Consider the following 15,210-nt stretch of genomic DNA (forward strand, 5'->3'; position numbering starts at 1 on the left):
GACGTTCGCTAATTGCTTTTATACGAAACTACCCCCTGCTGATTAATCCCAAAGAAGAGGAAATTAGTAACAGAAAGAACACTGCGAACTTCGCCTTGCAACATAAAGCCTGAGCGAGCCTGCGGAACATAACTGAATTTCCCCTGGCCGTTGTTGTGTAAAAGCACCCCAAAATTGGCGTCGTAATGTCCAAAGCGCAAGCGAGTATGCAATTGGTTTCCGCAAAGCAGCAGGTCTTTTTTACCGTCTTTGTTATAATCCAAAGCTACCAACGCATGAACAGGCGATGCTTGGACTTCGAGCGGAAGGGCTTGTGGAGCAAATTTACCGTCGGCACCACGGATAAACAAAGTAGTGGCAAGATGAGTGGCTTCCAAATGCCCCGCACCACTCAACTCCGACGAGTCAAAAACATCTTGCAGTGTCGCGTCGGCGTACGTTTTGTAATCGGTATAGCGCTTGCCCATAATCGGAAGTTGTCCAATCAACTCATCACGCGTGACATAAGGGTAGCTTTTCCCTTGGATGTAGGTACACAAAATGGGGTCAATTCGGCCGTTTTGGTCAAAATCTTTGAAGTACAATTCGGCAGGTTGTTCTTTCGAGGCTTTTACTTGCGAGTTTAGCCCCAAATTCCCCACAACCAAATCCATTTTTCCGTCGCCGTTGAAATCATCCACCAACAATTTGTTCCACCAACCGCTGTATTTTTGGTCAAAATAGGCATCCGTTTTGTTCTCCAATTTGCCATTGACGTTTTCAAACACCGTTACGGGCATCCATTCGCCCACCACAATTAGTTCAGGTCTTTTATCACTGTTGAGGTCAAGCCAAACGGCATCCGTTACCATACCCATTTTTTTCACTTCAGGAGCTATACTAGCTGTTACATCTTTAAAAGTAACCCCATTTGAGCCGCCAATAGGGCTGAGTATAAAACTTTGCGGAGTCTCAGGATAACTTCCAGGTACCACTCGCCCACCTACAAACAAATCAGGTTTTCCGTCGCCATTCACATCTGCTACCCGAACGCAGCTTGTGCTTACGGGCATTGAAGGAAGTGCGGCGGCGTTTTTGGTGAAATTTCCTTGGCCATCGTTTAGGTAAAGGGCATCTTGCAAAAGCGGGTCGTTGGGCTGAAAATTGGCATAGCCTCCGTGGCAAACGTACAAATCAAGGTCTTTATCGCCGTCGGCATCAAAAAACACGGCGTCCGAAGCATCGCTTTTCGCATCCATTTCAAAAGCAGGCTGGGATTTTTTTGCAAAACGCGGAGCTGCGTCCGAACTGCCTTTTTGTTGTAAAAACAAGGCCCCTGCTTGCCCGTTTCCACCTCCCACAAAGACGTCTTCGAGGCCATCGCCATTCACATCGCCTTTGACAAGACACGGCCCGACGTACGATTGTGGGTTGACCATCAAAATCTGACGTTTGAAATCATTGAAGCCTGTTGAGGGTTGTTGGTACGCAATGGACGAGGAGGTAGGTTGAAAAAGCGGCGCGGGAGCGGTAGTCTTAAAAGGATTCAACGTCGCGTCTTTCTCATTCAGCGTTAGCCATTGGTCACCTTTAAGCTTGGTAAGACGCTGTTGTTTGCCGTTGGACCAAGTCACGTGCAGCGAATCAACGGTGGCGTTTGTCCCTAATCCAAAATTGAGCACACCCGACACGCTCGACTGATACCCACGCATGGGCATTTGTTCGAGGTACTGAGGTTGGCCTTTTTGGAAAATGGTCACTTTGGCACCGATTCCAAAACGGTTGTTTTCTGAACCAGCCAAACTGATTTTGAGGTAGTGGTTTTGGAGTTTTTTGTTGGCGTCGTTTTGATAAATAAAAGCGGGGGCGTTGATGTTATTAACGACCAAGTCCAAGTCGCCATCGTTGTCCAAATCGGCATATACCGCACCATTGCTGTTGGAATGTTGACCCAATCCCCAAGCCATACCAACGTTTTTGAAGGTCAGGTCTTTGTTGTTTTTATAGGCATAATTGACCACGTTCGAGGCGGGCATCTGTTGCACGAGCTTCATCACGTCGTCGCGGGTTACGTTGGTCGCATTTTGCTGAAACTCATTCATGTATTTCAGAAAATCGAGGTTCGTATAGTCGCGTAAGTAGCCGTTGGTAATGTAGAGGTCTTTCCAGCCGTCGTTGTCATAATCGGCAAACAAGGCGGCCCAGCTCCAATCGGTGTTGGAAATCCCCGCCATTTGGCCGATTTCGGAAAACCTCACCCTGCCCTCTCCTTTCAGGCGAGGGTTCAATACCCCTTCTCCTGAAAGGAGAGGGGGGCAGGGGGTGAGGTTAAGTTGCAACATATTCCGCATAAACTGCTTTTGAAAACCCGAGCGCACGGTCATGTCAAACTTTTCGTAGTTGTCGGGGGCCATCAAGAGTTTTTGGCGTCGATTTTCTTCGGGCAACATATCGAGGGTGAAAATATCGGGTAAGGCATCGTTGTTCACGTCTGCTACGTCATTCCCCATCGAAAACTGCGAAATATGCCCCATCGACTGCCCAAGTTGGTCGTTGAATCCTCCTTTTTGGTTGTTGATATAGAGGCGGTCGGGGATAGTATAGTCATTACTTACGTAAATATCAGGCCAACCGTCTTGGTTAAAGTCGGCGATTCCCGCCCCCAAACCATACGACAGCGGTGAACTATTGATGCCCGATTGGGTAGTAATGTCGGTAAACCGTTTGTTATCGTTCCTAAAAAGCCGAGAGCCACTTACCTCATCATTCATTTTTATCCATTCGGCACTATTGGATTCATTCAGCACGGGCAACGATTTGATGTTGTGGTTGAGCAAAAACAAATCCAAATCGCCATCGAGGTCGTAGTCAAAGAAATACGCGTTGGTGCTTGATGCCATGCTGTTGAGACCATATTCAGCGGCTTGTTCTACGAAGGTAGGAATGCCTTGAGCGTTGTTACCTTGGTTGATAAACAGTTCGTTGGCTTTTTTCTCAGGCATCAAATTGCCCGAGTGACACACGTAAATATCCAATCGCCCATCGCCGTTGACGTCGGCCATGGTCACACCTGTTTTCCACGGTCCCGAGCGCCCAGCAGCTCCCGACGGAAGCGTAATGTCCTCAAATTTCATGTTGCCACGGTTGAGGTACAGTTTATTATCGCTCATGTTGGCCGTAAAATACAGGTCTTCGAGCTTATCGCCGTTGAGATCGCCCACGGCCACGCCACCGCCGTTGTAGAAATATTCGTACATCAACACGTTGGTATTGAGTCCTTCGTTGATGATGTTTTGAAAGTCAACCCCCGTTTGCTCGGCGGTTAGCTGCGTAAAAAGCGTGGGTTCGTTGGATTCTTGGGCGCTTTGATTGTTGGGAGAATTGGTACAACCGCCAAGGAAAAGGGCAACACAGGCTATATAAAGAGTAGATGTTAGCTTCATAAAAAAGTGGAAATCGAAGGTAAACTAGGTGAATTGACGACAAAATTCAATAATATCTTTTAGGTCTTTTTCATTTCTAAAGTCGGGTCTTTTTTCTTGTAAGTAATTCGTAATCTGTTTTTTATACTTAGGGAGTATTTTGAAAAGCGATGATTTTGACGCTTTGTAGCAACTGTTGTTTTTGTCAACAAAGTAATAAGTAGTGTTTTTACTAAAGACAACATCGCCTTTGGGGTCAAGCTTTTGGATGGAGCCGTTTCTGTTGGAAAAAATAGTGAATGTTCGTATGGAAGAGACTCCTGTTGATTGTTGATATGCCCCAATTTTTTCCAGATTAGCTAACCTAAATTGCTGTTTTCTACCAAGCCGAACGGACGAAGAATCGTTGGGTTCGATGAACAAGTAACCATATTTGGGGGCAAAAACAAAAGGTTGTTTCCCTACAATAATCATCTTAATAAGTTGCTCATTGGTGAGTGATAGAGTGTCATTTTGTGTCCCTACAAAGTGAATCTCTCCTAAAAGCAAGTTATAGTTAAGCTGGGCGTTTGTGTTATTTCCATTATAAAAAATAACTCGTCCTGGTTGAAATTGTGGATAAAGATATTGTACCGAGTTGGGGATTGCCTTTTTGGGGTCTTCGCCAGCTTTTACCTTAAAAAACTCTTGGGCCTTCATTGGGTGAATGAAGTACAGCATTACTATTACTAAAGATAAACAAACTGCCTTCATGGTCAAGCTCAGATTAAGTGGGTTAATTTATTTTTCGTAAAATACTTCTTAGTACAATAAGAACGTGGTTCCAAAGCGTTGGTAAAAAGCCAAAGTGTTTTGATAGAACATTGAACCTGTCAATGAGTGATTTTCGGTGTTTTTGTACCGAAATGCCTCCCGTGAGGTATTTACACAAAACAAATTCTACCAAGTAAGTTTGGTGTGATTTTTTTAAGATGTCAATTTCCCAGCCGATATCAGCACTAAGATTTTGTACATTGTACAATGGAGCCAAAGCCCTTTTGGCAATAAAAGCCTGATGGCATACTTTCATCCCCAGGGCCATGTCTTGCCAAGTAAGTTGCCGAGGCAGACTGTGGGGCGTCACTTGGGAGCGAAGGCCAACGGTGGAGCCATCGTTGTTTACAAACAAAGCGTCGCTGTAATAGACATCGGCTTTTGCGGATAGCAGCGGAAACAAGCGTGCAAGTACTTCATTGTCATGTATTTCGTCGCCTGCGTTCATAAACCAAACGTACTCACCCGTTGCCAATTTTAGCCCTTTGTTCATGGCATCGTACAAGCCTTTGTCGGGTTCCGAAACAAGCTTATTTATGATTGAATGATACGACTGCGCGATGGCCAACGTAGTATCTTTTGACGACCCATCCACGATTATATATTCGAGAAGGGAGCGTTGGTCGGGAGCAAGAGAAGCCAAGTTGGCAGATATACTTCTGAGGGTGCGTTCTAAAAAAGCTTCCGCGTTATAAGTAATGGTAATGATAGACAATAGCCGCGTCATGAAACGTACATTTTCTCAAAAATAAAAGAAAAAATCTACCTCTAAAGCAGAGGTAGATTTTTTCAAATAGGTAACTGCTATGAAATATCCTAGTAACCAGGGTTTTGAACCAACTTGCTGTTACGGTTCATTTCATCGCGGTGAATTGGCAAATAATACATTTTGTCCAACCAAGCACGGTTTTCTTTACCTGGGTCGATTTCAAATACTTTGTATGTGTAATCGTAGCTAGTTGGGTCGTACTTGTAAATTGTCACAGTTTTACCTGCTTTCAATGTACCTGTTACGTTGATACCGTTGGCTTTACGTCCGAGGGTTGTTGGAGCAATCATCCAACGACGTGTATCGTGGTAGCGTTGTTCTTCCATGTACATTTCGATACGCTTTTCGTTGCGGAAACGCTGACGAAGTGCATCGCCCGACTCAGTAAGTGCTGGCATACCCGAACGGAAGCGGATTTTGTTGAGCCACGTACGTGCTTCTGCATCTTGACCCAATTCGATACACGCTTCAGCGTAGTTGAATATCGCTTCGGTATAACGCAATACAGGCCAAGGAATTTGTTGCCACGTATTTTGATCTACAATCGCAGGGCTAGGATCTACAAACTTACGAGCATAATAACCCGTGTAGCTACCGTTCCAGTCTTCTACCGACGACTTACGTGTATCCAAACCGAAGAACGGAACTTTTGAGCTTCCGCTTGAAACTTCGTACGTTCCAGTTTGGATTTGGTTTGCAGGATCTTTTGCTGCTACGTCAGCCGTACGTGGCTTCCAGTTAGAACCATCATACAAGATAGAAGCGTAGAAACGTGGGTCGCGGTTGTCGTATGGTTTTGAAGCATGTTCTGCTTTGCTCCAATCAAACTTGCTACCGTCCATCATTTCGTAGTCATCCACCATCAACTGAATAGGCGTGTTTCCAGCCCAGTTGTGGTATCCGTTAGGACCGTTGAACAATCCTTGGCGACCACCGTCTTCTTGTTTAGCGTTAATGAAATAACGTGCCATCAATAGCTCTTTCTCCCCACCGTTTCTTGCCATAGCAATATTATGGTAGTTGGCAGTTCCTTCATCTTTTGACGCGGGAGCCGACAAAGTGAGCGCATAGCCATAGCCAGACAAGTCTAATACTGCTTTAGCCGCATCTTTGGCTTTTTGCCAACGGTCAGCTTGGCTGCCGCTGGTGTAGCCGATTAGCTCAGGCTTTGAAAAACTTGCTAATACTGTTGACTTTGCTTTTGCTTTGGTCATATCGTGCAAATCACTTGCTGCATAGGTAAGTATGCGAGCTTTGAGAGCCAAAGCTGCCGCACGGTTGGCACGGCCAGACGCCAATGACTTTCCATTCAACAACGTAGCTGCGTCGTCACAATCTTTCGTAATAGCGTTTACGCATTGCTCAAAGGTACTACGTTCTGCTAAGTAGTCAGCTTCACCTAGTTCGTATGGACGCTCTACAACAGGAAAACCTCCGTAATAGCGTAGCAATTGGTGGTTGTAATAAGCACGCATAAACTTGGCTTCTCCTTTCAAACGATCAACAAGGGTTGCATCGTTAAATAGAGGTTTTTCAAGTTTGCTAAGTGCTAAGTTACAAGCGCGAATACGAATGTACATTTGCTGCCAGCTAAGTGTACCGTTTACCCAACCAATATCGGCAGGGTTTGAACGAGACTCAGTGATGGTTGTAATACCGCGACCTGGGTGAGTAAAGAGGGTTTCGTCGGTCAAAGAAGCAAGCATTTGCTCATTAAAACCACCCTGTCCAAACCCTGCATAAATTTCGGTTACAAAAGCCTCACTTAAAGCCGCATCGGTCCATACCGTCGATTCAGAAAGCTGATCTAAAGGTTTGGTGTTGACAAAGTCGCCATTACAGCCAGAAAGAAATAAAGCAGCTGAAACGGCAGTGATAGATAAATATTTGAATCCTTTCATCGTGTTTCTTTGGGAAAATTAGAATGTAACTGATAGACCAGCATTGATAATCCGCTGTTGTGGATAGTACTGTCCAGAAGCTGAGTCTGATTCTGGGTCAAACTCTTTGAATTTGCTGATTGTAAACAAGTTCAATCCGTTAACGTAAAGACGGAAGTTGTTCATGCCCGCTTTGTTCGTTAGAGAGAATGGTAGGGTATAACCTACTTCAAAGTTTTTCAAACGAATATAATCACGGCTCTTGAACCAATAGGTATTTCCACCAGAGAAGTACTGATCACTACGGTTTGCAATACGTGGGTGTACGCTGCTTGGATTTTCAACCGTCCAACGATCTGTGTACATATCTAACAAGTAGTTACCGATGTTACCCATTTCACCTGGACTAACGTATTGCTTGGCACCAGTAGAACCTTGGAATAAGATGTTTAAGTCAAATCCTTTGTAGCTACCAATCAAGCTAATACCTCCTTGGAATTTAGGAATGTTGTTGAACGTTGTACGTACTTGGTCATCAGGCGTGATTTTACCGTCGCCGTTATAGTCAAGGTACTTCATGTCACCAGGGCGGAGGGTATTTACGATAGATTTGTAATCAATTTTGTTTTCATTGATTTCTTGTTGGTCTTTAAACACACCATCGTAGATGTAAGCTTGTACAGCATTGATAGGTTTGCCAGTTGTACGTTGCCAATCTGGAGCACCTGGAGCTTCGTCCCAGAACAAGATTTTGTTTTGAGCATATCCTCCATTTACGTTTACGCTGTATTTGAACGGACCTGATTGGTTACGGTAGCCAAGGCTAAATTCCCATCCTTTGTTAGATACTTCACCGATGTTTTGAGCAGGCAATGTCAAACCAGTTGACTGAGGAACTGATGCGTTTTTAAACCACAAGATGTTAGTACGCTTGTTGTTGAATACGTCAAATTCAAAGCTGATTTTTCCACCCAACAACTGACCTTCCAAACCGATGTCAGCATTGTTTGCCACTTCCCACGTGATGCTGTTGTTCGGAACGCGAGTTTCAAACAACGTTTTTGTTTCCGTGTTGTTGATAATGTAGCTGCGGAAACCGTAGGTTGACAAATACTGGTAAGTAGCAAGAGTTTCGGTATTTGGCAAATACACTTGGTCGTTACCCATTTGACCGTATGAAGCACGGAGTTTCAAGTAGTTAAAAACTGGAAGTGATTTCTTGATAAATTCTTCTTCAGAAAGCACCCAGCCCACCATCGCGCCTGGGAAGAACCCGTAGCGAGTAGCAGCAGGGAACATATCAGAGCCATCGTAACGCCACAAGAACTCAGCCAAGTATTTCTCTTTGTAGTTATAAGCTACGCGACCGAAGTAGTTCAAACGAGCACGCTCAAATGCGCCACCACCGTTGTTTTTTTCCAAGTCACCACCTGCAAAGATTTGGTCAAGGGCAGTAGAAAGGAAGTAACGACGATACGCGTTGAAGTTGTCTCCTTGGATTGTTTCTTTGTTTGTACCCGCCAAAATAGTAACTCCGTGACCCGCAAAATTACGCTCGTAGGAGAAAACACCACCTAACAAAACGTTAAGCTGGTTGGTGTTTGTGAGTGTCAAACGTGGTTCTGCTGGTCCGCGCTTACTAGCGACGAGCTTAGGAGTTACACCATCTGCTTCAAAGCCACTTCCACGCTCATACAACGTCCAAGGTGTTTCCCAACGGCGTTGATTTCTTGACAAAACGTCAATAGAGGCGGTTCCTGTAAATTTCAAACCTTCAACACCAGGAATTTTGATGTCCAACTGTCCATTGGTTTGTAGGTAGTTACGCTTGTCTTGGTCATATCCAGTAGCATTGGTAGTAATGGTTACTGGGTTTTCACCGTTTTCGATGTCAGGACCAGGGAATCCATTTGGCCAGTAGGCAGGCTGGTTTGGCTTACCACGCATCAACATACGGAAGATAGCTCCCGCGCTTTTGGTTGGGTAAGAACGGGATTCTTGGCGACCTGTTACGCCCAAGTTCACGTTGATGAACTTGTTTACTTTTGCGTCGAGGTTAATACGGAAATCGTATTGCTTATAGCCTGTTGCGGAGTTGATGTAGTTTCCGTCTTGATTTTGGTAACCCAATGAGGCCAAGTATTTCACGTTTTCACTACCACCGTTTAGTTGTACGTTGTGGCGTGTCTGTGGCGACCAGTTTTTGAGCGTAGCGCTGTACCAATCAGTATTTGGGTGTCCCCATGGATCAGAGCCATCAAGGTATTTTTTGAAATCATCAGGTTGGTAAGGCGCCTTACGTTGTGCGCCAGCAGCTGTTGTGTAAACCCCCGCTGATTTGTAAGCCGCCGTAGCAGCCGACCATTCTGATGCTGGTAAACCGTAAATGTCCAAGTCGTTTAGCATTTCGGCGTACTGGGCTGCATTTGCCAACGATGGAAGTTTCGTAGGCTGAGACCAACCTTGGTTGAACGAGTACGAAAGCTCTGGTTTACCTGATTTCCCACGTTTAGTGGTAATCAAGATAACCCCGTTTGCTGCACGAGCACCGTAAATAGCGGCCGAGGCATCTTTCAAAACGGAGATACTTTCGATGTCGTTCGGGTTGATACGGTCTAAGCCCCCTTCACGACCAGGAATACCGTCGATTACGATAAGTGCGGAGTTGTTTCCTAAGGTGTTTGAACCACGGATACGAATTCCTGCTCCGTCATTTCCTGGCTCACCACTACGGTTGGTAGCAACAACCCCAGGTAAACGTCCAGCAAGTGATTGGGAAAGGTTAACGGCTGGTGATTTTACCAAATCTGCTCCTTTTACACTCACAACTGACCCAGTTATGGTTTCTTTCTTTTGCACACCGTATCCAACGACTACGACTTCGTTGAGTGATTTTACGTCAACGGCCAAAGTTATATTGACACTTGAACGGTTGCTTACTGGTACTTCTTGCGAAAGATAACCAATAAAGGAGAATACCAACGTGGCATTTTTTTCATCGGTAACATTGATAGAATAAGCACCGTTGATGTCGCTGGATGTACCTACCGAGGTTCCTTTGACCACCACACTTACGCCAGGCAGAGGCTGCCCTTGCTCGTCTGTGATTTTACCTTTGACGGTAATCGCCAGGTTCCCTGAGTTGCGCTCAGGTTGGAGTTTAGCAAATACCACCGATTTGCTTTCTTGACGTGCTTGCCACCGAGTTGCTTCTTGGGCATAACTGCTCATCGTGTGACCCACGATTAGCATAGCCAGAGGCATTCTTAGCAAACTGAGTTTGTAGCTCACTTTTGTCATAAGAAATTGGGATTATTAAGTTGATAGATAAAATGAAAAAAATTCGGTATCAGAGAGAATCAATTTTTGGAGTTAGGACGAAGGGGCTGTAGCTGCCTAAAAACACTCCTCAAGAAGTTGAGTATCAGTGGGTCATAAAGTATGTTTAGGTTGATAGATAGGCGTAAGGCGACAATAAAATCTCTTACAGAATATAATGTACAAATATATACTGATATAGTGCAAAAAACTTAGCTGTTTTTTGCAAATACTGACTATATTTTGACTAAAAAAGCGATTTATTTATAATTTTTGAACAAAATATTCTTAGTTGATTAATATATAACTTTCTTTTGTATTGGTATAATCCAATAAAGTTGTTTGAATGTAGCACTTGATTGAAATCAGTTTGAGTGTGCAAATAAAAAGTGTTTTTATCCTATTTTTGATTAAGATACTACCAAAATTGTAAGGAATTTTACCATTAAAAACAGATAAAACGTTTTGTAACAAGTTAACTTTTTGCTGTACTTTTGCTGTGATGGAAGTCAAAAAGAAAAAGAAGCCTAGCGTGACCGAAAAACGGGTCATTGGCCGTAATGACATGATAGATTTTCCTGATTTGGGATTAACGAACGTTCGTGTAAAAATTGACACGGGCGCTTATACTTCGTCTATCCATTGTTTTAAGATAAGTGTGGAAGAAGGGGTACTTTCTTTTTTCTTGCCTGCGCATCGTAGTGAAAAGCACCAAAAATTTACGACTGATCAATTTGAGCTAAAAGCCATCAAAAATTCGTTTGGCCAGACAGAAATGCGGTATGTCATCAAAACCAAAGTGATCCTTTTTGGCAAAAGCATTAGAACCGAGTTTTCGCTGGCTGACCGCTCTCAGATGCGTTATCCCGTGCTTTTGGGGCGGAAATTACTGCGTAGTCGTTTTTTGGTGGATGTCTCTCTCGAAAATTTATCCTACGATTTTATGCAACGCAAAAGTAGGACCAAAGCGTAGTTAACAAAAACGTAATATTATCTCAACGTACTTCCTTATAATTTTGTCACGCAGGAACATAAAACACGAGGGTTAAAGGAAGCCTTGTGTAGCGTTCCATTGTTTGTCTTTCCAATTATGAAAATTGCGGTTTTATCAACCAATGCTAAGTTATATTCTACTCGAAAGCTAGTCGAGGCCATTCAGCAACGCGGCCATGAGGCAGTGGTAATCAACCACGCGTTGTGCCACGTACTCATCGAGGAGGAAAAGCCTGTTATTTTGTATAAAAACAAAGAAATTGAAGGGATTGACGCCGTTATTCCTCGAATTGGTGCATCGGTAACCGACTATGGAAGTGCCGTAGTGCGCCAGTTTGAGATGATGAAAGTCTTTACTACGGTGAAGTCGCAGGCCATCATGCGCTCGCGAAACAAACTGCGAAGCCTTCAAATTCTTTCCAAAGCTGGAGTGCAAATTCCCAAAACAGTTTTTGCTAATCAAGCAAAAGACATTGATAGTTTGATTAAACTGGTGGATGGGCCGCCCGTTATTATTAAGCTACTAGAAGGTACACAAGGCGTGGGCGTGGTGTTGGCGGAGTCTAATAAAGCAGCCAAATCGACGATTGAAGCCTTTTATGGGCTAAAAACCAATGTCTTGATTCAAGAATACATTGCGGAGGCAAACGGAGCCGATATTCGGGCGTTTGTGGTGGGCAACAAAGTGGTAGCTGCCATGAAACGTCAGGGAACGACGGGGGAGTTTCGTTCAAACCTTCACCGTGGTGGAAAAGCAGAAGCCATTTTGCTACCGCCAGAGGAAGAAAAAGCAGCTTTACAAGCGGCAAAGGCACTTGGAGTAAGGGTCGCAGGAGTTGATATGATTCGATCGAATCGGGGGCCGATGATTATGGAAGTAAACTCTTCGCCAGGATTGGAGGGTATCGAAAAGGTGACAGGTATCAATGTTGCAGACTTGATAATTGGGTATATTGAAGAAAAAAAACCGATGGATGAAGGGGATACGATTGGGGTATAGGTAAAATGTACTATTTTTCGACTTTGAACCTATGATGAAAAAAGTACTCTATGCTCGATATAGCATCCTACAGTAAACAAACTAAATACCTTGTTGCGCTTGACTCCATTATTTTTGGGTTTGATGGCAACCAGCTAAATATCCTTTTGGTAAAACGTGGTCCAGATTCTACCATCGACACTTGGTCGCTGATGGGAGGGTGGCTGGCCGAAAATGAAAATCTCGAACTGTCGGCTGAGCGGATTTTGTACGAGCTTACGGGACTGAAGGAGGTCTATCTCGAACAATTATACACTTTTGGAGACATTCACCGTGACCCCATCGCACGGACGGTTTCGGTGGCGTATTTTGCCCTGATTAATGTCGAACATTATGATTCGAGTGTCTCGGAAGTGCATCATGCGCAGTGGTTTCCTGTCAGTGAGATGCCCGCCGAAATATTGTTTGACCACCGACAAATGATCGATTTGGCGATTCAGAAACTACGCTACAAAGCAGCTTTGCACCCGCTTGGCTTTGAGCTTTTACCTGAAAAATTTACAATTCCCCAGCTTCAAAAACTGTACGAAGCCATCTTCCAAACAACCTTTGATAAGCGGAATTTTAGCCGAAAAATCCTTTCAACGCACTTGTTGGTGAAGTTAAAGGAAAAGCAAAAGTCTTCTAAAAAAGGAGCGTACTTGTACCAAGTCAACGAAGAAAAATACAAAACGTACAGCAATTCGTTCCTGAATTTTGTCTCAAATCCTGAATTTTAGAGGTACATGGATATTATGAATAATATGTAACTTCTCTAACCCCACGCCTTTAGGCTGGGGATACAATGTGAAAGTTTTATTTGGGGCTTTAGCCCTGATTTTTAGCGCCTTGCTGTCAAAAAATCAGGGCTAAAGCCCTAAGTTTTGCTCTTTTTTAGACCCCAGCCTAAAGGCGTGGGGTTAAAGGAATAGCAATAAAAATGCCGTCGTTTTTGGGCGACGGCATTTTTATCGGACCTAATAGCTAACCGCTATCAACTGACTGCTAACCGCTGATTTAAGCGGTCTGCGCTTCGCGGTGAATGATGGCTTCGCGGTCAGGGCCAGTGGAGATAAAGCTAATTGGAAGTTTCAATTCGGCTTCCAAAAACTCAATGTAAGCAGCAAGTTCTGCTGGAATTTCGTTGTACGAATGAAGGTTTTCTAGTGATGTAGCCCAGCCTTTCAACGTTTTGTAAACAGGCGTTACTTCTTCGTCGCAAAGGTCGTAAGGGAGCTGGTCAGTAGTGCTACCGTCGGGCAATTGGTAGTGCGTACAAATTTGAATTTCATCAAAAATATTCAAGACGTCCACTTTCATCATAACCAACTGCGTGACGCCATTGATCATAATGGCGTATTTGAGGGCAGGAAGGTCAATCCATCCACAACGACGCGGACGCCCCGTGGTTGAACCAAACTCACGTCCTTCTTGACGGATACGTTCTCCGACTTCATCCAACAATTCGGTAGGGAATGGGCCGCTTCCTACGCGTGTGCAGTAGGCTTTGAAAATCCCAAATACCTCGCCGATGTGCTTTGGTGCAACCCCCAAGCCAGTACAAGCCCCCGCAGCGGTGGTGGTAGAACTGGTTACAAAAGGATACGAACCAAAATCAATGTCCAACAATGAACCTTGTGCACCTTCTGCCAATACCGTTTGACCTGCTTCGAGTGATTCGTTCACTACGTATTCGCTGTCAACAAATTGGAATTGTTTGAGGAATTCGATTGCTTCAAAGAACGCTTTTTCCGCTTCGGCAAGTGAGGTTTCAAACTCATAGTTATAAAACTTGAGGATGACCTTGTGCTGATCCACTAGGTGGCTGTACTTTTCTTTGAAATTTGGAGAAAGAATGTCACCCATTCGCAATCCCATCCGCGCTACTTTGTCTTGGTAAGTGGGGCCAATACCGCGCAATGTAGAACCAATTTTGGCAGCACCTTTAGATTGTTCGTAGGCGGCATCAAGCAAGCGGTGGGTTGGAATAATGACCGCCGCCTTTTTTGAGATAAACAAATTTTTATCAAGTGGGAGATTGAACTTAGCCAAGCCATCAATTTCTTTTTTGAGGACGATGGGGTCAAGTACAAGCCCGTTTCCGATAACGTTTTTGATTTCAGGACGGAAAATCCCTGACGGAATTTGGTGCAAAACGTGCTTAAAACCGTCAAATTCGAGTGTATGCCCCGCGTTAGGCCCACCTTGGAAGCGAGCCACCACTTGGTACTGTGGCGCCAAAACGTCCACTATTTTCCCTTTTCCTTCGTCGCCCCATTGGAGGCCGAGTAATACATCAACTTTCATTAGAAATTATAACCCCTAACCCTGAAGGGGATTTTATTGGATGTGATACATGCCCATAGGGTTGGGGTAGGGCACGGTGCATGTTGGGCAAGTAGCCCCCTCTCCGCACTATTCAACTTCTATTCTTTTGGGCCGTTCGGCAATGGCCTTGGTTTTATTTTCACAGTTTGCCCGTTGGCAATTACCATAAAAAATTAACGAGTGATGAAGTACGTTAAATTTAAGAAGTTCGCCCACCATGTTTTGAATATTCTGGACGCGAGGGTCACAAAACTCCATTACTTGGTGGCAATCCATACAAATCAGGTGGTCGTGTTGACGGGAGCCGTAAGCTTTTTCATATTGGGCCAAATTTTTGCCAAACTGGTGTTTCGTAACCAAGTCACAGTCAACGAGTACATCCAATGTATTATAAACAGTTGCCCTACTTACCCGATACTTTTTGTTTTTCATCGAAATATACAGCTCATCCACGTCGAAGTGGTCTTCGCGGGTGTATATTTCTTCCAATATCGCAAATCGCTCAGGGGTTTTGCGAAGCCCTTTGCGCTCTAAGTAGGCAGTCAGAATGCGCTTCGCAGCTTCTAAGTTTTCGTGCTTGGCCTGTGGCATGATTACAATAAGAAAATTTGAAAATTTGAAAATTTGAAAATGAACCTTAATTTTCAAATTGGGTGCATTTGCAAATTTTCAAATTAGAGTGGCAAAAGT

General features: G+C 44.2%; 10 protein-coding genes. 3 read left to right on the plus strand and 7 right to left on the minus strand.

Annotated elements, in window-relative coordinates; genetic code table 11:
• Positions 1–8: 8 nt before the first annotated feature.
• The 5 genes from AC23N5_RS20235 to AC23N5_RS20255 form a co-directional block, all read right to left on the minus strand.
• On the minus strand, positions 9–3,422 hold the full coding sequence (locus AC23N5_RS20235; protein WP_487757007.1) for a VCBS repeat-containing protein: 3,414 nt from the start codon (positions 3,420–3,422) through the stop codon (positions 9–11).
• Between the two features lie 24 nt (positions 3,423–3,446).
• Positions 3,447–4,100 (minus strand): hypothetical protein, encoded by a 654-nt coding sequence (locus AC23N5_RS20240; protein WP_487757008.1) that lies wholly within the window; start codon positions 4,098–4,100, stop codon positions 3,447–3,449.
• Between the two features lie 76 nt (positions 4,101–4,176).
• Positions 4,177–4,941 (minus strand): glycosyltransferase family 2 protein, encoded by a 765-nt coding sequence (locus AC23N5_RS20245; RefSeq protein ID WP_487757009.1) that lies wholly within the window; start codon positions 4,939–4,941, stop codon positions 4,177–4,179.
• Between the two features lie 89 nt (positions 4,942–5,030).
• A complete protein-coding gene (locus AC23N5_RS20250) occupies positions 5,031–6,884 on the minus strand; it encodes a RagB/SusD family nutrient uptake outer membrane protein (protein WP_487757010.1) in 1,854 nt (617 codons plus the stop codon).
• A gap of 18 nt (positions 6,885–6,902) precedes the next feature.
• On the minus strand, positions 6,903–10,127 hold the full coding sequence (locus AC23N5_RS20255) for a SusC/RagA family TonB-linked outer membrane protein (protein WP_487757011.1): 3,225 nt from the start codon (positions 10,125–10,127) through the stop codon (positions 6,903–6,905).
• Between the two features lie 556 nt (positions 10,128–10,683).
• Between AC23N5_RS20255 and AC23N5_RS20260 the strand changes: the two genes are divergently transcribed.
• From AC23N5_RS20260 to AC23N5_RS20270, 3 genes are all read left to right on the plus strand, one after another.
• Complete coding sequence (locus AC23N5_RS20260) at positions 10,684–11,154, plus strand: ATP-dependent zinc protease family protein (RefSeq protein WP_183971272.1); 471 nt, start codon at positions 10,684–10,686, stop codon at positions 11,152–11,154.
• A 117-nt stretch (positions 11,155–11,271) separates the two neighbouring features.
• On the plus strand, positions 11,272–12,174 hold the full coding sequence (gene rimK, locus AC23N5_RS20265; protein ID WP_183971273.1) for a 30S ribosomal protein S6--L-glutamate ligase: 903 nt from the start codon (positions 11,272–11,274) through the stop codon (positions 12,172–12,174).
• Between the two features lie 50 nt (positions 12,175–12,224).
• On the plus strand, positions 12,225–12,932 hold the full coding sequence (locus AC23N5_RS20270; RefSeq protein WP_183971760.1) for an NUDIX hydrolase: 708 nt from the start codon (positions 12,225–12,227) through the stop codon (positions 12,930–12,932).
• A 277-nt stretch (positions 12,933–13,209) separates the two neighbouring features.
• On the opposite strand, the gene AC23N5_RS20275 is transcribed toward AC23N5_RS20270, so the two are convergent.
• Positions 13,210–14,499, minus strand: coding sequence for an adenylosuccinate synthase (locus tag AC23N5_RS20275; RefSeq protein ID WP_487757012.1), 1,290 nt, complete (start codon positions 14,497–14,499; stop codon positions 13,210–13,212).
• 108 nt (positions 14,500–14,607) lie between these two features.
• Positions 14,608–15,111, minus strand: coding sequence for a Fur family transcriptional regulator (locus tag AC23N5_RS20280; RefSeq protein WP_037302452.1), 504 nt, complete (start codon positions 15,109–15,111; stop codon positions 14,608–14,610).
• Between the last annotated feature and the right edge of the window lie 99 nt (positions 15,112–15,210).

This window comes from Runella sp. R5_40 (assembly GCF_057652295.1).

What these genes read in the sequence shown, in the direction of transcription:
- AC23N5_RS20235 (WP_487757007.1), bottom strand. Translation starts at nt 3,422, where the DNA reads ATGAAGCTAACATCTACTCTTTATATAGCCTGTGTTGCCCTTTTCCTT.
- AC23N5_RS20240 (WP_487757008.1), bottom strand. Translation starts at nt 4,100, where the DNA reads ATGAAGGCCCAAGAGTTTTTTAAGGTAAAAGCTGGCGAAGACCCCAAA.
- AC23N5_RS20245 (WP_487757009.1), bottom strand. Translation starts at nt 4,941, where the DNA reads ATGACGCGGCTATTGTCTATCATTACCATTACTTATAACGCGGAAGCT.
- AC23N5_RS20250 (WP_487757010.1), bottom strand. Translation starts at nt 6,884, where the DNA reads ATGAAAGGATTCAAATATTTATCTATCACTGCCGTTTCAGCTGCTTTA.
- AC23N5_RS20255 (WP_487757011.1), bottom strand. Translation starts at nt 10,127, where the DNA reads ATGCCTCTGGCTATGCTAATCGTGGGTCACACGATGAGCAGTTATGCC.
- AC23N5_RS20260 (WP_183971272.1), top strand. Translation starts at nt 10,684, where the DNA reads ATGGAAGTCAAAAAGAAAAAGAAGCCTAGCGTGACCGAAAAACGGGTC.
- rimK (WP_183971273.1), top strand. Translation starts at nt 11,272, where the DNA reads ATGAAAATTGCGGTTTTATCAACCAATGCTAAGTTATATTCTACTCGA.
- AC23N5_RS20270 (WP_183971760.1), top strand. Translation starts at nt 12,225, where the DNA reads ATGCTCGATATAGCATCCTACAGTAAACAAACTAAATACCTTGTTGCG.
- AC23N5_RS20275 (WP_487757012.1), bottom strand. Translation starts at nt 14,499, where the DNA reads ATGAAAGTTGATGTATTACTCGGCCTCCAATGGGGCGACGAAGGAAAA.
- AC23N5_RS20280 (WP_037302452.1), bottom strand. Translation starts at nt 15,111, where the DNA reads ATGCCACAGGCCAAGCACGAAAACTTAGAAGCTGCGAAGCGCATTCTG.